General features: G+C 45.6%; 18 protein-coding genes. 14 read left to right on the top strand and 4 right to left on the bottom strand.

Features of this window, described 5'->3' with window-relative positions; translation table 11 throughout:
• Positions 1 to 113: 113 nt before the first annotated feature.
• The 3 genes from H6F98_RS03345 to H6F98_RS03335 all read left to right on the top strand — a co-directional run bounded on the left by H6F98_RS03345 (position 114) and on the right by H6F98_RS03335 (position 2,814).
• Entirely contained in the window at positions 114 to 842 is a 729-nt protein-coding gene (locus H6F98_RS03345; RefSeq protein WP_192217252.1) for a DUF4079 domain-containing protein, read from the top strand.
• Positions 843 to 1,120: 278 nt separating this feature from the next.
• Positions 1,121 to 1,276, top strand: a complete 156-nt coding sequence (locus H6F98_RS03340; protein WP_192217251.1) for a hypothetical protein — start codon at positions 1,121 to 1,123, stop codon at positions 1,274 to 1,276.
• A gap of 179 nt (positions 1,277 to 1,455) precedes the next feature.
• Entirely contained in the window at positions 1,456 to 2,814 is a 1,359-nt protein-coding gene (locus H6F98_RS03335) for an ATP-binding protein (protein WP_192217250.1), read from the top strand.
• A gap of 51 nt (positions 2,815 to 2,865) precedes the next feature.
• Here the strand turns inward: H6F98_RS03335 and H6F98_RS03330 are convergent, their stop codons facing one another.
• Positions 2,866 to 3,921 (bottom strand): DMT family transporter, encoded by a 1,056-nt coding sequence (locus H6F98_RS03330; protein WP_192217249.1) that lies wholly within the window; start codon positions 3,919 to 3,921, stop codon positions 2,866 to 2,868.
• Between the two features lie 349 nt (positions 3,922 to 4,270).
• Here H6F98_RS03330 and H6F98_RS03325 point away from each other — a divergent pair, with 349 nt between their 5' ends.
• Both H6F98_RS03325 and H6F98_RS03320 read left to right on the top strand, forming a co-directional pair.
• Complete coding sequence (locus tag H6F98_RS03325) at positions 4,271 to 5,716, top strand: cell wall metabolism sensor histidine kinase WalK (protein WP_192217248.1); 1,446 nt, start codon at positions 4,271 to 4,273, stop codon at positions 5,714 to 5,716.
• A 202-nt stretch (positions 5,717 to 5,918) separates the two neighbouring features.
• Entirely contained in the window at positions 5,919 to 6,443 is a 525-nt protein-coding gene (locus tag H6F98_RS03320; protein ID WP_192217247.1) for a DM13 domain-containing protein, read from the top strand.
• Positions 6,444 to 6,663: 220 nt separating this feature from the next.
• Here the strand turns inward: H6F98_RS03320 and nrtS are convergent, their stop codons facing one another.
• Positions 6,664 to 6,903, bottom strand: a complete 240-nt coding sequence (gene nrtS, locus H6F98_RS03315) for a nitrate/nitrite transporter NrtS (protein ID WP_192217246.1) — start codon at positions 6,901 to 6,903, stop codon at positions 6,664 to 6,666.
• A 429-nt stretch (positions 6,904 to 7,332) separates the two neighbouring features.
• Between nrtS and H6F98_RS03310 the strand changes: the two genes are divergently transcribed.
• Entirely contained in the window at positions 7,333 to 7,704 is a 372-nt protein-coding gene (locus H6F98_RS03310) for a hypothetical protein (RefSeq protein ID WP_192217245.1), read from the top strand.
• Positions 7,705 to 8,120: 416 nt separating this feature from the next.
• Here the strand turns inward: H6F98_RS03310 and H6F98_RS03305 are convergent, their stop codons facing one another.
• Positions 8,121 to 8,513, bottom strand: coding sequence for a hypothetical protein (locus H6F98_RS03305; protein ID WP_199348262.1), 393 nt, complete (start codon positions 8,511 to 8,513; stop codon positions 8,121 to 8,123).
• Between the two features lie 584 nt (positions 8,514 to 9,097).
• On the opposite strand from H6F98_RS03305, the gene H6F98_RS03300 reads away from it, so the two are divergent.
• The 8 genes from H6F98_RS03300 (at position 9,098) to H6F98_RS03265 (ending at position 17,046) form a co-directional block, all read left to right on the top strand.
• The gene (locus H6F98_RS03300; RefSeq protein WP_192217244.1) at positions 9,098 to 9,661 is read left to right on the top strand and encodes a TetR/AcrR family transcriptional regulator; all 564 of its coding nucleotides are present in this window, start codon (positions 9,098 to 9,100) and stop codon (positions 9,659 to 9,661) included.
• On the top strand, positions 9,658 to 10,851 hold the full coding sequence (locus H6F98_RS03295; RefSeq protein WP_192217243.1) for an HlyD family efflux transporter periplasmic adaptor subunit: 1,194 nt from the start codon (positions 9,658 to 9,660) through the stop codon (positions 10,849 to 10,851). Before H6F98_RS03300 ends, H6F98_RS03295 begins: the two co-directional genes overlap by 4 nt.
• A 51-nt stretch (positions 10,852 to 10,902) precedes the next feature.
• Positions 10,903 to 12,069 carry an ABC transporter permease DevC gene (gene devC / locus H6F98_RS03290; RefSeq protein ID WP_192217242.1) on the top strand — a complete coding sequence of 389 codons (1,167 nt, stop codon included), beginning with the start codon at positions 10,903 to 10,905 and terminating at the stop codon, positions 12,067 to 12,069.
• An 84-nt stretch (positions 12,070 to 12,153) separates the two neighbouring features.
• A complete protein-coding gene (locus tag H6F98_RS03285) occupies positions 12,154 to 12,897 on the top strand; it encodes a DevA family ABC transporter ATP-binding protein (RefSeq protein WP_192217241.1) in 744 nt (247 codons plus the stop codon).
• Between the two features lie 186 nt (positions 12,898 to 13,083).
• Positions 13,084 to 15,384 carry a heavy metal translocating P-type ATPase gene (locus tag H6F98_RS03280; protein WP_192217240.1) on the top strand — a complete coding sequence of 767 codons (2,301 nt, stop codon included), beginning with the start codon at positions 13,084 to 13,086 and terminating at the stop codon, positions 15,382 to 15,384.
• Between the two features lie 17 nt (positions 15,385 to 15,401).
• Positions 15,402 to 15,656: a hypothetical protein gene (locus H6F98_RS03275; protein ID WP_192217239.1), complete on the top strand. Its 255-nt coding sequence runs from the start codon at positions 15,402 to 15,404 to the stop codon at positions 15,654 to 15,656.
• Between the two features lie 509 nt (positions 15,657 to 16,165).
• Complete coding sequence (locus H6F98_RS03270) at positions 16,166 to 16,669, top strand: DUF4214 domain-containing protein (protein WP_192217238.1); 504 nt, start codon at positions 16,166 to 16,168, stop codon at positions 16,667 to 16,669.
• A gap of 185 nt (positions 16,670 to 16,854) precedes the next feature.
• A complete protein-coding gene (locus H6F98_RS03265; protein WP_192217237.1) occupies positions 16,855 to 17,046 on the top strand; it encodes a hypothetical protein in 192 nt (63 codons plus the stop codon).
• 110 nt (positions 17,047 to 17,156) lie between these two features.
• Here the strand turns inward: H6F98_RS03265 and H6F98_RS03260 are convergent, their stop codons facing one another.
• The gene (locus tag H6F98_RS03260) at positions 17,157 to 19,505 is read right to left on the bottom strand and encodes a hypothetical protein (RefSeq protein ID WP_192217236.1); all 2,349 of its coding nucleotides are present in this window, start codon (positions 19,503 to 19,505) and stop codon (positions 17,157 to 17,159) included.
• Positions 19,506 to 19,900 lie beyond the last annotated feature (395 nt).

Raw genomic sequence — 19,900 nt, 5'->3', positions numbered from 1 at the left:
AGACATCTGTCAGAGGCATAGATTGTTTGGCAATCTTGGCGGCATCGAACCGCGAAGATTGCTACTCCTGTCCCTCCCTGCCCTAGAACGGTAGGGTTTCTCGGAGAATTTCGATGAACAAAGATTTGCTTATATTACTGCATCCGTTCTTTGCCGTAGTTGTAGTCTTTCCATTGATTGGAGTTGTCGTGAACCGCGCTTGGCAAGTTCGACAGCGGCGATTGCAAACCCTCCAAGGAAAAAGTAAGATTCCGCCAGTTGTGGGACAGGAGCATGTCCAGCTTGGTCGCTGGCTTACGGGTGCTGTTGTTGGTATTGTCTTACTAGCATTAGCTGTCGATATTAGTGGCAATATTTTAGACAACCAAGTTTGGGATAAAGAACCCTTCAAAGTTGCCTTGATCGGACTAATCTTTGCCGTGGCGATTTCCTCCCTTGTCCTGCTCTACCAAGCAAAGCCAGTACTATGGCGGGGAATCTTTGCCACACTAACTGGGATGGCTTTAGTTGTGCTTGGCTGTCAAGATGGAATCTATCGTAAAACCGATCAGTGGTACATTTCTCACTACTATTACGGTATGACAGCCGCGCTCTTGATGATTTTTTCCCTAGCAATCGTACAAAACATTTACCAAGACCGGAAAAATCGCTGGCGCAACGTTCACATCGCTGTGAGTTGTCTTGCCCTTTTACTATTCCTTGGACAAGGCATCACTGGAACACGAGATTTGTTGGAAGTTCCACTGAGTTGGCAGGAGCCTTACGTGCAGAAGCTTTATGAACAGCAGTGTGAGATGAAGCCTTGCACCATTCAGGCACCTGCTGTTCCTCAAGCACCTTAGTTAACCACTACACAAGGATAAAAATAGTTCCAAATGAGAACTATTTTCCGTCGTTTCAGCCTTTATTTTCAAGACAAGTCTATTACTTAAGACTCAAGATACATAGTTTCTGTAGAAAATTAGCCAACTGCCCAAATACGTAAAGTACCTATAGCGGTTCTCATTGAGAAGATTCTCAGTTATTAATCGGAGAATCTTAAAATTTGAGGTACATCCTAGAACTATGACAACAAAAACCGTTCTCTCAACGATGAAGTAACTTTGGAACAATTATTAACATGAAACCGCCTCTCGACCTGCTCATTCAACGCATCAAGCAAATTACTCAACAACTCGAATTGTTAGAAGCCACATTTGCCCAACTTTCTCGTAGAGTAAAACAGGAACAACAAACAGAAGCCGCTAGGCATTCTACAGATTTAAACCAACATTAATCTGAGCTTCAACTTTATTGGTACATCGGTAGCCGTGTTTGTTGCAGTCTGGTTAGCAGTTTGACAAACTGCCTAACAAATTCATGTTTAAAGTATCGATAGCCGATGTGGGAAAGTGAAAGTGAGTGAACGACTTCCCAGAGTTCTATTGCCGCGAGTTTGTCGAGGAGTGAGTTGTCGTGTCTCTAGATACATTTCGTTGGCAGCAAGAGCAGCACGCATTAGAGGTTCTGTCCTCTCTGAGTTACCGGACAGATGAACTCAAGGATTACCTCCAAGCCGTGGCGCGAGGAGTGAGTGAACTAATTGGGCTAGATTGGTCTGTGGTAACGCTTTGTCAGGACGGGCAAGAACGAATCCTATCCAGTACGCTCGATTTGGGTGAAGCCGTAGATCGGGCTTACAATCTGCACGGTACGCTTACAGGGACTGTCATTGCAACTGGCGCTCCTCTGGTCGTTGAAGATGCCAAAGCCTGCACAGATTATGGGCAAGCTCCAGACGGCTACCGAGCGTATTTAGGTGTACCTTTGCGGACATCTATAGGAGAAGTCATTGGGACAATTTGCTCGTTCCAGCGACAGCCCCGCTGTTTCACAGACCAAGAAGTACGAATAGCTGAAATCTTTGCTGAGCGAGCAGCGATGGCAATCGACAACTATCAGCTTTATCAGCAGCAGCGTCAGTTCAATCAAATCTTGGAGGCAGAAGTTGCCCAACGCACCAAAGAACTACAAATGGCTCAGGCGCAACTGATCGAAGCCAACGAGCAGTTGGAGGCTCAGGTCGAACAGAGAACGGCTGAACTTCGGCAGACGAATGAGCAATTGCAAGCGGAAATGAATGAGCGCAAACAGGCTGAGCAAGAGATTGCCCGTTTAGCTGAAATTGGAGAGCTGGCGGCGATGATCGTGCATGAGGTTCGCAATCCCTTGACGACTGTGCTGATGGGGCTGAGTGCTTTAGGGCGGATAGAACTTCCGGAACACGCCCAACTCCGTCTGGTACTAGCTCTTGAAGAAGCAGATCGACTGAAGCGTTTACTGGATGAAATTTTGCTCTACGCCAAACGCCAGGTACTTGAATGTCAGGCACTGGAGGTAAACGATTTTGTGACTGGGATGCTTGATTCGATCCGTACACTTCCCGCCGCTAAAGGACGAAGAATTGAATTTGTTTCAATGTTGCCTTCAGCCTGGATTTTCGGTGATTGCGACAAACTCAAACAAGTATTTATCAACTTAATCGAAAACGCTTGCGAAGCTGTTGCTGACGACGAAGTTATCACTTGGCGTACTGATTTTGGCATAAGTCCTGATCGAGTCTGCATCAGCATTCACAACGCAGGCAATCCTATTCCCACGGACATCCTCTCCCAACTCGGTACACCGTTTTTTACTACCAAGCCCTGTGGTAACGGATTAGGATTAGCGATTGTTAAACGAATTGTCAAAGCCCATGCTGGTGAGTTAATAATTCAGTCTGAAGTAGGCATCGGAACTATTGTCAGCGTTCAGCTACCGAGGCTAGGCAACTGATTTTTATCAGTGTTCATTCCTCATCAACACTGATAAAAACATAAGAGTGGTTCAAATACCCTTGAATCCAACTTTACCTGCGATCGCTTGCTCCGCTTGCATAGAGTTCACTGTTTCGATAACTCTACGTGAGGTCTTTTTATGAATACCAACTTGACTCACAATGATGCCGATTAAAATTACACTACCGCCAAGATATTGAGCGGCGCTTGGGACTTCTCCCAAAACGAGATAAGCAGCTATGATACCTGCAACTGGCGTAAAGGAGCTGACGATCGATGCGGTAGAAACAGTAGAGGCTCTCAAGCCAGCTGTCCACAACGATTGACCGACGACGACAATTACCACACCATACGCTAGCATCCACTGCCACAGAAACGGTGAAAGGACATCCATAAAATGGTGACTGCCGTAAAGTACCAGAGCAGACACGAAGAAGACTGCCGTTCCCAAGCCAGTCCGAACAATACTGTAGATTCCTAACGGTACTTTGGAGAGCCGTTTTTTGCCAATAATCGTAGAGACGGCAAGCGCCAGCGCTGCGATCGCAACTAACAATTCACCAACCCCAATGCTGAATCCTCCTACCTGCATCATGTTTGTTTCAGGCGGTTGCAGGAAAATAGTCAGGACAACGCCGATAAAGGAAGCGATCGCACCCACAATTTCCCAACCATTCACCCGTTCTCCTAAGAACCAAATAGACAAGGCAAGCGTCAGTGGGGGTTCTAACCTGCCAATCAAAACTACATTGTTGACCTGTGTTAATGCCAGTGCCTGAAAAATTAAACCAGGGGCAAGTGCGCCAGATAAAATTGCCACGATAACTAAACTGAGCCAATCCTGCCTCGACAGTTGCCTTAAGGTTCTCCGCTTCCACTCTCGCCCGTAAAGTAACATCAAAACCATCAAGGCGCAGAGATTGCCCACAAATAAAACATTACATAGAGAAATTGGATTTTGCCCATTCACAAAATTTTGAGCACCAATCTCTGTAAGCCTTCGCGTTACTGCACTGGAAGCACCAAAGATTGGGATGGCAAGCCAGAGATAGATTTGCCCTGGAATTCTGTTAGTCAAATGATGCAGTTTTCCTTGGCGAGTCACAATGTTTCCTGTGTACAGACGTTATTAATCTTTCTGAGCTTACCAAGCTGTAACAAGGACAGATGAGATTAGGTTGAGAGAATCTTGAATGTAGGCTGAGACCAAATGATAAAACCCCATTTGCTTCCAGTTAAAATTCTTTCGTGTGCGGCTCTCTAACTTCGTTCTGAACTCCTGTCAATTCTCAGTTTTCTCAGCAAAAACTAAGGCATCCGTTAGGGCTACATCATTCTGCAACAAAGCACTTCAACTAGAGTGGATATATCGCCTAAATAGAATTCCTACATTAAATTGAACGAATGGGCGAAACCCCTTGTTGGTAAACGCATCTCGCTTCTGAAGGCATCATGTGCAACTGATCGGCAAATTTTGGGAAGCAATCAATCAAATTCAGCGAAGACATCTTGATCCCTCTTCGCTACAGCTTCGTCTAACGCTGGAAATTGCGGCTCTCTCAGTTTTTGGCTTGGGGAGTGTTGCTGTTTGGACAAGCTGGAAAATGCAGCAGATTTTGATTACGACGCATACGCAAAGTGTTGAATACATTGCGGTTCGCTTTCCCCGCGATGTGGAGCTTTATAGCGAAATGCTACCCATAAAAACCGGACTGCAAAAGACAATTGATAATATATCGGTGCCGGGTTTGCTCATCTGGGTCAAAGGTTCAGACGGTCAACTACTGGCTCAATCAGTAGGGTTGAATGCTTCCTTTGTTGTCCCCAAGGCTCAACTAATGTCCCTTGCTGAGATGCCACTTAAGCCCCAAGTACACCAAGTGGGTGAGCGATACCTAGTGTTGCGCCAAGGTTCGGTAATCATCAAGGGAATACTCCTCGGTAAGGTGTACATGGCTCAAGATGTGACGAACGATCAGCGTCAGTTAATTGCCGCCACTCGGAGCCTTGCTATTGTTTGTATCTTGGTAACGATTGTAACGATGGGTGCGATCGCATTTCGGATTCGGCGTTCACTTCAACCCTTGCAGGAGATGAGCCAGATGGCTGGGGCAATCTCGGCAGAAGGTTTAAGCAAGGCTAAGCTGCAATTAAGCCATGCCCCTAGTGAAGTGAAAGAACTAGCTCAAACCTTCAACATGATGCTGTCTCGACTTTCCGATGCCTGGGAACAGCAACGCCAGTTTGTTAGTAATGTCTCTCATGAATTGCGAACGCCGTTAACTGTAGTGCTGGGCTATTTGCAAAGCTTGCTGCGACGAGGGACAAACTTTAACGACTATCAACGAGAAGCCTTGGAGACTGCTGCCTCCGAAGCTGAACGCACAGTCCGTCTGCTGGAAGATTTGCTAGATTTGGCGCGTGCCGATAGTGGTTATATGCACTTCCATCTAGAATCAGTGCTACTCAACGATCTGGTTGCAGAAGTAGCAGGCATGGCACAAAAGTTTAGCAATCGATTGCTTACAGTTACGACAACCACTGATGTTGAGGCGATTGCCGATCGCGATCGCCTCAAACAAGTGTTGATTAACCTGATTGATAATGCCGTAAAATACTCAGATCCCGAACAGCCAATTGTTTTGAAATTAGAGCGTGTTGATAGACAGGCAATCATTCAAGTCTGCGATCGCGGTGTTGGGATTGGGCTACAGAACCAGAGCCGCATTTTTGACCGCTTCTACCGAGTGGATGAAGCCCGTTCCAGTTCTACGGGGGGTCAGGGTTTGGGTTTAGCCATTGTGAAGACTCTGGTAGAAGGCATGAGCGGTAGTATTACAGTGAGATCCAAACCTGGTGAAGGCAGTACCTTTACAATTATTTTGCCTACACAAGTTTGAAAGGAACTTATTGAACGGCTTTTATAAAGCTTCTAATAGACATTTTAGATAAGAAAACTTTCAGCGTCCTCTCAGAATTTCCCCTAAAACTCTCAGATAAAAATCATTTTCTACCACGTTTATTCATTCAAACTTGTTGAGAACCTAGAAACTCACCTCATAACTGAGTTCAAGAAAGATTATCTTAAGCGAGTTAGAAAGCATGAAGCTTAATCAATTGCTACTACTGGGAACTACTTCATTTGCAGTCTGTGCTTTATCCGTCTCAGCCTATGTAGCAGGAGTGTCAGCCAATTCACCTTCAAGAGCCGTTAGTCCAACGTCTACCCAAAGTAACTCTGGTACGACTGTGGTGCAGAGTCAGCCTGTAGCCCTAGCCTCCGGAACTTTTGTGGCTGGGGAAAAGCCTACTACTGGCAAGGCTCGGATTGTTACAGAAAATGGGCATCGCTATTTAGAGATTGATGCGGCTTTTAGCACAAGTGATCAGGGGCCAGATTTACACGTTCTCCTGGATACTCCTGAACAACCACCGCAGACTTATCAAAATCTAGGTAGTGCGATCAACCTAGGTCGCTTACGTGATTACAATGGTGCCCAACGTTACCCAATTCCTGACACTGTCGATTTGAGTTCCTTCAAATCTGTCGTTATTTGGTGCCGTATGGCTAATGCCACTTTTGGCTATGCCCCTCTGCGTCCTTCTAGTAACGCTAGCGCTCAGTAACTAAAATTAAAGTTTTTGTAGAGCTGCGAATAGTTGCTGAATGCTGTTAAATGATGAGTGCGATCGCGCTATTAATTTTCCTCTAGACTTGGACGCGATCGCATTTTAGGCAAGGTCACAACGGAAAGTACAGCATTCAGCATGTTCTCCCGTTCCACCTAAAGGGATAAGGAACTCGCCTCACTTTCAAATGACGGAGATTATCGTCAAGGTGTTAAGGTCAATTGCGCTTACTCAGCTTACGACGATAAGAATATTGACCATAAACATTGACCAGGTAAGGCATGATGTAAGTCATCAATACAGAAATCCAACGCTCATAATTCATCTCTCCTCGCAAAAAGGCAAAACCATGATTGATTAAAAAGAGCAGAGAACCTACGAAAAAAGCAGTCTTTAAACCTGTCGAGATGAATTCTTTATCAAATAGACTGACAACATACCCCTTTAGAATTTTCATCTGTTGATTAGTTTATAAGTTGCATTACCTGTTCAGCTTTCTCTAAAGGATAGGCAGATGATGGCATCCCATTTAGTTCGAGATGTACATAATAGTCCTTTGGGTACAAATATTTTTTGATGTCAATTGAAGAGCCGTCTTTCTCCCAGTAACTCGGTTGAGAGATGGGTCATTTCGCCCAAAAGGAGAGCTGTGAAATACCTCAAGCAACTATACTTACCCACTGCCATCCGCATTGGACTGTAGAGCTTTATCGTAATTTCACTTTAATTTAGCAGGATTAAAGCTAACTATTTTCTCAGGAAGGTTATAGCCTAATCTTCAGGAATTTCTCAGATTTGCTGCCTAATCTAAACATTAAAGCAGAAGTCGAAAGATTTCCAAGAATCCGTCTCTTCCAAAACACCTTAATTGAGAGAATAATCTACCATGAACTTATTTCTAAAAAGCTCTGCATTAGCTACTCTTTTCACTCTTGCCTTAGTGACCAATGCCAAAGCGGTCGAACCGATTGAGTCTAATGAATTGAAGACTCGTCAAGTCCAGTCCCAGCCGCTCCTGATTGCAGAAGATACTGGAGAAATTGATGCAAGACAATTTGAGGAGCTGCGCTCACTCAATCGAATGGTTATACAACAAATGGAGATGATGGATGCTGCCTTACCCTTACTTCAGTCTGATAATCCTGAAATTAGAAGAATGGCAATGGAGATGCTTAGAAATACCAATGCAATGACTGAGCGAATGATGAGTATGCGTAATGAGATGTTCTCCTTGAGAATCCGAGACGGACGCAATTAGAATGCGAGGTCTGTTTTGAGAGTGGGGGCTGGTGATTGGTGATTGGTGATTCGGGCAAAGAGACTTTCATATTGAGAGTTGTGTACGGCAGTTCATGGAGTCTCTTGCACCAGATTGGCAACAAACTTTAATACCAACCCCATTAATTAATTACTTCCATTCGTAGAAGCGAAGGAGGCTGTTGTGTTGCATTGTGCGATCGCTTCGACAACTGCAACGAGACTACCCGGATTCACCCTTCCTTTTTGTCCAATTCAACGACTCCACCCTGCTACACTTCGCAATCAAGGCTCCGCAACGCTATCGGGTGGAGATTGCATCTATCGTCCAGTGCAGTTCCGAATACCTCTTCATGTGTTCGGCTTTGCTTTGAAGAGTTTGCGAGATCCAAAGTGGCAAACTCTGTTGTTTCTTTCCTAACCCCTGCCAAAGAAGCGCTTGAATGGGTTTGTAGCAATTTGCCCTAACCCTCGATATGGGTTTCGCTGGGCAGCTTGAACTGGGTCTGAATCTGTGAGAATTTGGGCAGCGTGTTCGCGAAGTTTGGCGCTGCCATCCTGATTCATAGAAACGAGTGTTGCGCCATGCTCGCCTTTGTCCGTTTGTGTATCTCCTAGAGCTACCTGGTAAGCCTGATTTAAAGAAGGCAGGCTGGCTGCGATGGTAGGCAGTTCCACAACCCTAGCTTCCAAGTTCTGACCAATGGCATTGAGCTGCTTTTGTAGTCCTAGTGGCAAAGATTCATCTAGCTTTTCAAGGGCGGTCACAAAAGCTGCAAGGATTTTTTCTTGTTGAGGGTTAAAAGACATAATTGTAAAAAGTATTGAGAGTGAGGATAAAAAAACGATTGTGAAAAATTGAAAGGCTATTCTTTAATAGTAGGAAACTTTGTGGGGTTTGCTCTTGAAGGGTGGCATAAATCCAACTTTTGGAATAAGGCGGTTTGCAGCAGGGTGTAGCCATCAGTAGTTGGTTAGAAGGAAAACTTCTCCTGGTTCCCTTGTTTCCCTTGCCCTCTCCATTACCAACTGATTTTGACATGAGCATCTCTTCTGCTATTCAGTTCTGAGATAAGACTAACAAGAGACACTAAAAATGTGATCGCGAAGCGCTGCTGCAAAGCGCAGATCGCCTACAAGCTTACCCATCGCGTTTGGATAAATCAGAACCGCGAACGCAAAAAAAATAAGAGAGTCACGTTAAGCGGCTCTCTCAATCATCAGGGTGCATCTATTAACCTAATTATTACCTTTAGGCACGAGGGGTGTTACCCCCTATCTGTGAAGACTTAATGAAGTGTGAACAGGCACTTACCCTCTGCCTTATGACACGGAGTTGACGCTGTGCTACCGTTAAGTTACATTAAATAACGGTTGCCCGATATAAAATCTAGATGCCCAAGATTGTTGATCATGAGCAATATCGCAAAGAGTTGCTCCACAAGTGCTTTGACCTGTTTGCACAGAAAGGATACGCTTCCATCACAACTAGACAGATTGCTAAAGAGTTGGGCGTATCAACTGGAACACTCTACTACTACTTCCCACGCAAGGAGGATATGTTTGAGCAACTGGTTGAAGAAATGAGTCAAGAGTATCTCCAAATCTTCGCAACCGAATTGAAAGACGGGCAAACGCTATCGGAGCGATTTGAGGCACTCGCCAACTTTGCGGTCAAGTATGAAGACCGTTTGATTAAAGACATCTGTATGATGGTTGATTTTTGTCAGCAGCAAGGTGCTGAGGCAGTTCGCAATAACCCAGCTTTTGAACGAATCAGAGAACAGGACAAGCAGGCTTTTGCCGACTTATTTGGAATTTCAGACCTTGCCCTTGCCGACTTTGTGATGAGTCAACTGATGGGCTTGATGCTGATGCGCTTAGAAGGAAATGACATCCCAATCTTCGAGCAAGTCACACTACTTGGAAAGATGTTGATTACTTATCTAGAAAGATGAAGAACCCTACGATCCTGCAAGGGCTAAAGCCTCTTAATCGGTGGACGATCGCACTTATTGTTTTGGGGATTGCCGTCACAGGTGGCTCCCTCTACTACAGCATTTCTGAGTTTGGACAGAAGCCTGCCGAACCTGTGGCACCTGCACCCACGATTGAGCCAATCACAGCGTTGGGGCGACTAGAACCCGCATCAGAAGTGGTGCGAGTGGCTGCCCCAGCGACGCTAAATAACGATCGCGTTGCTCAACTGCTGGTTAAGCGAGGCGATCTCGTTCAGGCAGGTCAGGAGATTGCCATTCTCGGTAGTCGCGAAAGGCTGCAAACGGCTTTAGTTGAGGCGCAGGAGCGAGTTAGCACAACTCAAGCAAGACTAGCTCAAGTCATAGCTGGAGCAAAATCTGGAGAAATTGCCGCTCAAGAAGCCGAAATTACTCGTCTTGAAAAAGAGTTGCAGGGCGAAATAGCGACTCAAACGGCTGTTATTGCTCGTCGGCAATCCGAGGTTAACGTTGCACAAGCCGACTATAACCGCTACCTACTGTTGTATCGGGAAGGAGCGATCGCAGCTTCCAACCTCGACCAAAGGCGGCTTACATTGGAAACTGCCCAAGCACAACTCAACGAAGTCAAATCTAATCGGAATCGCACGGCTGACACATTGCGTGCCCAAATTAATCGAGCCAGAGCTACTCTAAACCAGATTGCCGAAGTTCGCCCTGAAGATGTCCGGGTGGCGCAAATGGAGGTAAACCAGGCAGTTGCAGCCGTTAAACGCGCTGAGGCTGAGTTGAAAGAGGCAACCATTCGCGCACCGCTCTCCGGGCAAGTTTTGGAAGTTTACACCCAATCCGGCGAGGCGATCGCAGACGAAGGCATTGTTGACCTGGGAAAGACTGACCCAATGGAAGTGGTTGCAGAAATTTACCAGAGTGACATTGGCAAAATTCGCAGTGGTCAATCAGCGATCGTTACTGGTGAGGGGATTTCTGGAGAACTGCGGGGAACGGTTCGCCAAGTTGGGTTGCAAGTCAGCCAGCAAAAAGTCTTCAGCAATCAGCCTGGACAGAACCTCGATCGCCGCGTCGTTGAAGTCAGAATTCGCCTCAATTCAAAGGATAGTCAACAAGTGGCAAGTCTAACCAACTTGCAGGTACAGGTAGCCATTCAACCGCAAGTAACTTTGAAGTAAAAGATAACGGTTGCCCGATATCATTTTTTTGTGACACCTCTGGTGAAACCTATGCTACGTAAACTACTTCGCAAAACACCACTGGCATGGCTTCAGGTGAAGCGAGAAAAAACTCGCCTCTTTGTTGCCTTAGCTGGAATTGGCTTCGCCGATATCCTTATGTTTTTCCAGCTTGGACTGATGGAATCTGCCTATGCTTCTGCTACGGGAATGCACTATCGGTTGCGGGGCGACCTGTTCTTGCTAAATTCTCTATCTGATAACGTGCAGACCATCAAACCCTTCTCGCGCTCTAGGCTATTTCAAGCAGCAGGTACAGATGGCGTAGCTTCTATAAACTCTCTCTATCTAGGAATCGGAAGATGGCGTAATCCTGCTAATCGAACCTTCTGGCAAGTACAAATTTATGGTTTCAACCCCAGTAACCCAGCAATGGATGTGCCAGATGCCGCACCTGAATTGAATAAACTCAAGATGTTGAATTATGTGCTTTATGACCAGGCAGCGCGACCCGATCTGGGTAATGTTGCTAGTCAACTTCAGCAATCTAAACCGCTTCCAGCTCAACTGAATGACTTACAAATTCAAGTCACGGGTGTCTTCACAATGGGAGCCTCTTTCTCGGCTGATGGCAATTTGATTGTTAGTGACTCTACTTTCTTGCGTCTGTTTCCAGAACGCCAAGCAGATGATATCGATGTCGGTCTAATTACGTTAAAACCGGGTGCAGACATCAAGCAAGTACAAGCCAAGATAAAAGCCAAATTGCCAAATGATGTGCTGGTTCTAACCAAGGAAGAATTTATCCAACGGGAGAGAAACTATTGGAGTCAAGTTAGTCCTATCGGCGTTATCTTTGGCTTCGGAACTATCGTCGGCTTTTTGGTGGGAACGGTAATTGTTTATCAGATTCTTTACTCTGATGTTTCCGATCACCTACCTGAATACGCCACCCTCAAAGCAATGGGCTATGGGGATAATTACCTAGTTGGAATTTTGCTTCAGGAGGCTTTGATTCTAGCAATCCTGGGCTTTATTCCGGGATTTGCGATTTCACTTGGGCTTTACGGACTCATTGCACAAGCGACGCTACTCCCCGTCAAAATGTCGCTGGATCGTCTGGTACTCGTGCTGTCTTTGACGCTTGTGATGTGCATTGCATCGGGAGCGATCGCAATGAGGAAATTACAGTCTGCTGACCCAGCTGATATTTTCTAACTTCACACGCTCAATACCCTTAACCCCTCATGCAACTTTTGCTTTTGTAGTTCAAACGATTACCCTAACGCCAACTAAGCGGCTATGCATACTTTAAATTCCTCAAATTCTACTCAGTTTTCAAGCACTGAACCTGTTATTTCTATCCATCAACTCAATCACTATTTTGGTGAAGGAGAACTACGAAAACAAGCGCTATTTGACATCAATCTCGACATCCATTCTGGAGAAATTGTAATTATGACTGGTCCATCGGGTTCTGGTAAAACGACATTACTAACACTAATGGGAGGCTTGCGTTCTGCACAAGAAGGTAGCCTGAAAATCCTGGGACAAGAAATGAATGGAGCGAGTAAAAACGAGATGAGGGTAGTGCGACAGCAAATTGGCTATATTTTCCAGGCACACAACCTGTTGACTTTCCTTACAGCTAAGCAGAACGTGCGAATGTCTCTAGAATTACATGATCGCTATCTAGACCAAAATATGGATGAGATAGCAACCGATATTCTTAAGACAGTCGGTTTAGGAAATCGTGTGGATTACTACACCGATAATCTATCTGGAGGACAAAAGCAACGGGTTGCGATCGCGCGTGCTTTGGTGAGTCATCCGAAAATTGTTTTAGCAGACGAACCTACCGCTGCACTGGATAAAAAATCCGGTCGAGATGTGGTAGAAATGATGCAGAAATTGGCAAAGGAACAGGGCGCCACTATTTTGCTAGTGACGCATGATAATCGGATTTTGGATATTGCCGATCGCATTGTTTATATGGAAGATGGTCGCTTGGCAGCCAACCCTGATGCTGTTGCACTCGTGGAATAGCGATCAATAAGCGAAAGCGATCAATCTTCACTATCTAACCCACATACGAGGACTTTTGACTTTCAATCTCACAAAAACATTAGTTCTGGAAAATAGTACACTCTGTTTTGCTTAGCCCCTTGACTCTCCAGTCAACTAGATACTTTACCTTACAGATAGGGTAACTACGATCCGGAGCTAGTCAATATGGATACTCTGACTCTCAAGCTACGAGGTATGTCTTGTGCTTCCTGTGCGTCCAACGTAGAGAAAGCAATTCAAGGTGTTCCTGGTGTGGAGGAGTGCAATGTTAACTTTGGGGCAGAGCAAGCAACTGTTCAATACAATCCCAAAAAAACGCACTTAGAAGCTATTCAAAAAGCGGTTACTGATGCGGGATACGGTGCATCGCCACTTCAGGAAATCGGCACGAATGAAGACGATGCTGAACAAGCTACCCGCCGCGCCGAACAGCAAGTCTTGACAAGCAAGCTAATTGTGGGAGGCATCATCAGTGTAGTGTTGTTCGTGGGTTCACTACCGATGATGACAGGGCTGCATATTCCCTTTATTCCTATGTGGCTGCATAACCCTTGGTTGCAGTTAATTTTGACGACACCTGTACAGTTCTGGTGTGGACAGTCGTTTTATCAGGGTGCGATTAAGTCAGTGAAACGCCGTGCGGCTGATATGAATACGTTGATTGCACTAGGCACCAGTGCGGCGTATTTTTACTCAATTTTTGTTACAGTTTTTCCAGGATTTTTTAGAGCGCAAGGCTTGGAACCAGCAGTTTACTATGAAACGGCTGCGATTGTTATTACCTTGATTCTGCTAGGGCGACTGTTTGAAAGTCGGGCAAAGGGACAGACTTCTGAAGCAATTCGTAAACTTATTGGGTTGCAAGCGAAAACGGCGCGTCTGATTCGCAAGGGTAAAGAAGTTGATGTACCGCTACAAGAAGTCCAAGTTGGTGATGTCGTGCTGGTACGTCCAGGGGAGAAAATTCCGGTTGATGGCGAAGTATTAGACGGTTCCTCCACAATCGATGAATCGATGGTGACGGGTGAGAGTATACCCGTGAAAAAGCAGGCAGGGGATGAGGTAATTGGTGCGACGATTAACAAGTCCGGCAGTTTTAAGTTCCAAGCCTCACGGGTAGGCAAAGATACAGTATTGGCACAGATTGTCCAGTTGGTACAACTGGCGCAGGGTGCGAAAGCGCCGATTCAGCGTTTAGCCGATCGCGTAACAGGATGGTTTGTGCCAGTGGTAATCGCGATCGCGATCGCAACTTTCGTGATTTGGTTTAACTTTACAGGTAATCTAACCCTGGCAATGATTACCACAGTAGAGGTGCTAATTATCGCCTGTCCTTGTGCCTTGGGTTTAGCAACACCCACTTCTGTAATGGTAGGTACGGGAATCGGTGCCCAAAACGGCATTCTTATTAAGGGGGCAGACAGTCTAGAAATTGCTCACAATCTTCAAGTAATTGTTTTGGATAAAACCGGGACATTGACTGAGGGCAAGCCTGTCGTAACCGACTATGTGACGATTAGAGGAACCGCCTACAGTAATGAAATCAATCTCCTGCGACTCGCGGCAGCGATTGAACGCAACTCTGAACATCCTCTTGCTGAAGCTGTTGTGCAGTACGCTAAAGCGCAAGGTGTCGATTTTCCATTACCAGAAGCAAAAGACTTTGAAGCCGTTGCTGGTGCTGGGGTACAGGGTATTGTAAATGACCAATTCGTGCAAATTGGAACCTCTCGCTGGATGCAGCAACTGGGGATTCGTACTGAAGCATTAAACCGTTATCAAGGTACATGGGAGGCGGCGAGTAAAACAACAGCCTTGATTGCGGTGAATGGAGAACTTGAGGGAATAGTAGGAATTGCTGATGCCCTCAAACCTTCCTCAACCGAGGCAGTGAGAGCATTGCAACGGTTAGGTTTAGAGGTGGTGATGCTAACAGGTGACAATCAGCAAACCGCAGATGCGATCGCAAGCGAAGTTGGCATCAAGCGTGTTTTTGCTGAGGTTCGTCCCGATCAAAAGGCAGCAATTATCCAATCTCTTCAGGCACAGAAGCGAGGCAGGAAGGAGAAGAAGGAGAAATCCAATCAAAAATCAATGGTTGCGATGGTGGGGGATGGAATCAATGATGCCCCAGCACTTGCTCAAGCTGATGTTGGGATAGCGATTGGGACAGGGACAGATGTTGCGATCGCAGCCAGTGACATCACTCTAATTGCTGGCGATCTGCGTGGTATTGTCACAGCGATACAACTCAGTCGCGCCACAATTAACAACATTCGCCAAAATCTCTTCTTTGCCTTTATTTACAACGTTGCCGGAATTCCTCTGGCTGCTGGAATTTTATTTCCTTTCACAGGTTGGTTACTGAACCCAATTATTGCAGGTGGAGCAATGGCATTTAGTTCAGTTTCGGTTGTTACTAATGCCTTACGACTGCGAAACTTCAAACCTTCCTTCAGTAGATAATTCTAGGAGTACAAACAATGTTCAAAAAAAGTCAATTTTTGGGACACTTGATTGGGCTAAGCTTATTAATTTCCATCACTTCCAGTATCCCAATAAAGGCAGCTACCGCAGCAGAAGCGCCTAGACAAACAAGTCAATTTCGGCAAATTGAGCAGCCTTGGGGGCTAAAACTTGGTGTTACTTTGGGAGGGGCTGCACTCATCGGATTAGAGCTATGGTGGTTTTTACTGAGTAAAGCCTCCCCAACTAGAGCAAATGAGGATGCTGATTGATAATCTTCGCAGTTCACAGTTGGTTTTTATAGGGGTTTTCCAGAAAACCACACAAACTAGTGCTGCACTGTCTTCTAAAGGTAGTGCAGCGCAACATAATTAAGCGATCGCCTATTTAACTTTGACTAAGGATATGACAAAAATCGAAAATCTAAATGAATTAATTATCAATAGACTTAGATTCGTTATCATAAACTACATATACAACTAATGAATGTAATTTTCATTTCAACAGAGCGATCGCCTAGATTGTACTCAAGTATTAATTCAGTAGCGAAGGAAAGACCGCTTGAATAGCTTGCAACTATTTAGCACCGATTAACGTCTTTGAAAATAACTGGATAATATCTACCACCACGAGCTAATTGAAGGAAATGACTACCCTATATTCATATCCCTCGATTCATCCAATTAGGTGAGCTAATGAGGCGAAGTCTCTTGCTGATATATCTTTTACCTTAGTAATTGTTCAACAGGCTCTATAAGTCAAAGAAAGAGAGGAACAAGCTATGAAAATTACCCTGAGAACTTCAGTGCTTCTTAGTGTTCTCACTGTTTCTGGTTTAATGTCCTTGGCTGCTCCTGCACAAGCACAGAGAGTTTGTGTTGTGACTCGTTACAACCAAGTTAGTTGTACAAACAGAGATGATTATCGGTACAATCGACGACCTCTTCGCGTAAGGCAACCTATTCGCGTAAGGGTAGGAGTACGTCAGGAAGTCAGAGACGTTTATGAAGATGTGCTAGGTCGTGATGCAGACAGGCGAGGACTCAGAGACTGGTCAAGGACGGTAATACGCCAAGGTAATTCACTTGATGATGTCCGTGAAGGCATTGCTAATAGTGACGAGGCGAAAAATCGGATTAACGACATCTATCGGGATGTACTAGGTCGAGATGCTGAGCCTGAAGGTCTTGAAACCTGGACTGGTGCTTTAGAAGATGGTGAAAGTTTAGACGATGTTCGTCGTGAGATTCAGGAAAGTGATGAAGCGAGGAGTAGAAATCCTTAAGGAGCAACAATATTTAAAGCTTACTCACTTGACTCCCTAAAAGGGTGATAAGTGTTCCTCTCTCTTTCTGACTTAGCTTGGTAAAAAGCGATCGCTACATTGTTATCTGGTTGTCACGCGCTCGTCATATAGGTTGATTAGGCTTAAACCAAGAGGATTTGAGGAAAGCCTCTTCATCATATCGAATGAACGAAGAACCCGCAGAAGCTGTCTGTTGCGGGTTTTTTCTTGTGGGTCTTTGTCTGGTTGCTATACCTGTGCAAGAAAAAGCGATCGCTTCACCTTCATCCACAAGACCTGGAACAACTGCCAATTACGGTCTGGGAAAGGATGCGATCGCTGATGTCGAACACAAATGGATTAGTACTCTCGACTGAAGATGGGTCTTGCTGATTAAAGCCGACCCATCTTTTTCTGCTACAACTTGCTCAATCCTGAATGGCTGTAGCCTTTGATGGAGGTAACACCACGTCAGATTATCAAGGTTTTATTGTTGGATTCCGTTCACTTCAGAATCGGGAATTTGCTGCAAACCGACTAAGCCAGGGAAACACCGACTCGATGGACCAACTAGCTCATAAGCAGCGACTGTCTCATCATCATCTTGCTCAGTATCAGTAGCAGTCTGCTGGTCATCATCATCCTGCTCAGTATCAGTAGCAGTCTGCTGGTCATCATCATCCTGCTCAGTATCAGTAGCAGTCTGCTGGTCATCATCATCCTGCTCAGTATCAGTAGCAGTCTGTTGGTCATCATCATCCTGCTCAGTATCATTGGCAGTCTGCTGGTCATCATCATCCTGCTCAGTATCATTAGCAGTCTGCTGGTCATCATCATCCTGCTCAGTATCATTAGCAGTCTGCTGGTCATCATCATCCTGCTCAGTATCATTAGCAGTCTGCTGGTCATCATCATCCTGCTCAGTATCATTAGCAGTCTGCTGGTCATCATCATCCTGCTCAGTATCATTGGCAGTCTGTTGGTCATCATCATCCTGCTCAGTATCATTGGCAGTCTGTTGGTCATCATCATCCTGCTCAGTATCATTGGCAGTCTGCTGGTCATCATCATCCTGCTCAGTATCATTGGCAGTCTGTTGATCATCGTTGCCACTACTACCTTCGCGTACAACGACGTAATAACGCCTTCCTCCCTGTTGAACTAACCGTACACGAGTACGACGACGATCTTCATCATCATTGCCAGTAGCGACATCACTGCCAAAATCAGCGTCAATATCTGTAACAAAGCGGATGCTGCTAGATGTGAGGATTTGGTATTGGGTACGAGCTGTGCTAGACGTGAAAGCTGTTGCTAAGCTGAAAACATTAACGTTGACTGAATTAGCAAATGTGGCGTTTGAGGAGCTGCCGCTAGCTGAAGTGCTGCTACTGCCACTACTGCCGCTACTGCCGCTACCACCAGCATTGCCACTGTTTGTAACAACGATTATCGGGCTACCAACTGTAATATCGGTGCCGCCAATTACGACGGTGCTATTTGTGACAAGTGTAGTGCCACAGATATTACACAAAGAGAATTCACTAGAACCTCCCGAACCGTTAGAACCACCGCTAGAACCACTATTAAAGTCGCCGTCTTGGATGTTAATGAATTCTACATCTCTGTTGATGCTAGTCACCCCAGCAGCAGCGTAGAAGTCTACATCGCCACTACTGCGACCGTCTAATTTGTTCGTACCTTGCTCAAATGTGAACTGTGTATCCCGTCGGGCAGTACCACTGAAGCCGAAGGCATTAGCGTAGTCTGAAATAATGCCTTCGCCTTCACCTTCGATCTTGTACTTGGTGATGATGTTGTTTTCATTTAATCCATCATCGGTCTGAATGTTAAAAGGTCCGCCAATGGCAATATCGACAGCGGCTAAATCCGCTTCAATCTTGAACTCGCGCTCTCCTTGAGTGCCAACGCTCTGAATTTGGAGTTTTTTGTTGACTTCGCCAACAAATCTGATGCTGCCAGTGTCATCATCACCCATCCCGTTATCGTCGTCATCACCCATCCCGTTATCGTCGTCATCACCCATCCCGTTATCGTCGTCATCACCCATCCCGTTGTCGTCGTCATCACCCATCCCGTTGCCGTTGCCATCTACGGCGAAGTCAGTACCATCTTCTGGTGTAACGTTTTCCCCTTCAAACGTAAATTTAATCCGTCGCTGCAAATTAACTGATGATGTTGTACTTGTGGAAGTGCTACCCGATTCGCGGAACCGAAGAGTTGAAGCCAGATCAATAACGCCATCATTGATGTCAGCCTCGAAGTCACCGAGTTGTAATTCTCCAAGCGTGGCTTGAAAGCTAGAACCATTAGCAACAGTAGCTTCTACGGCTGGCAGGAAAACTAACGGAGCATCACCCGCTGTCTGAGGGCTAATCAATGTCCCGTCAACGACACCCAAGTTGGTCTCAAAGCTCGTTAAGGTAAAGTTCAGGGCTGTATCCCGGTTCAGGAACGGGGTAGGAGTACCACCATTTGCAGAAAAGGCTAAACCAGCTAAAGTGCCTTGTAATGTGCCTGTATCACCAGTATTAGGCTGATTATCTGCTCCAGCGTCGAAGCTAGCAGCAGTTGGTGTAAAGATGGCTGTGCTTGTATTCCCAATTGAAGTTTCCAATCGGAGTCTGTTGATTCCCACATCAAATAGTTCTACTCCTGTGCCACTGCCTCCTGGTACAGGTACAAAAAAAGCAGCTTGTCCACCAGCGCTACCGCCTGTCACTTGAACCTGGGCACGAACAGCAGGAGCGATCGCAACGGCTAAACCTCCAGCTAAACCCAGGCAGACAGCATAACGAGTTGATTTGGCAATCATGTTAAGACTCCGTAAGTGAATGAACGAAGGAGAGAGGAAACTAAGAGATTTTGATCAACTGGAAGCTCAACAGGTCACAGTACTTTTTTCACTAATTTATCCCGAACGCGGTTCCACCGAGACGTATTACGAAAAGTGGTATAGAGTGTCCTGACTCTTGAAAATTGTTAGGCATAAAAATTAGGGTCGCGCCTGAACAACACGAGACCTACCTAAAGCCATACGCGGCTTTGGAGTCAAGGACGCTGTCATGCGGTTGGAAGTTCCTGACTAAGCGGAATTTTTCTAGATTGTCCACTCGCTGAGCTTACAGTTGACGTTGAGGAAGCGTTAGCAATTTTCACCCTGAAATTTTTAAAGAGAACAGACCGATAAGCTTTCCGGTCTATTCGCTG

This window comes from Microcoleus sp. FACHB-SPT15 (genome assembly GCF_014849525.1).
GTDB classification, from domain to species: Bacteria; Cyanobacteriota; Cyanobacteriia; order Cyanobacteriales; family Coleofasciculaceae; genus Symplocastrum; species Symplocastrum torsivum.
This window is presented reverse-complemented; position numbering and strand designations above follow the sequence as displayed.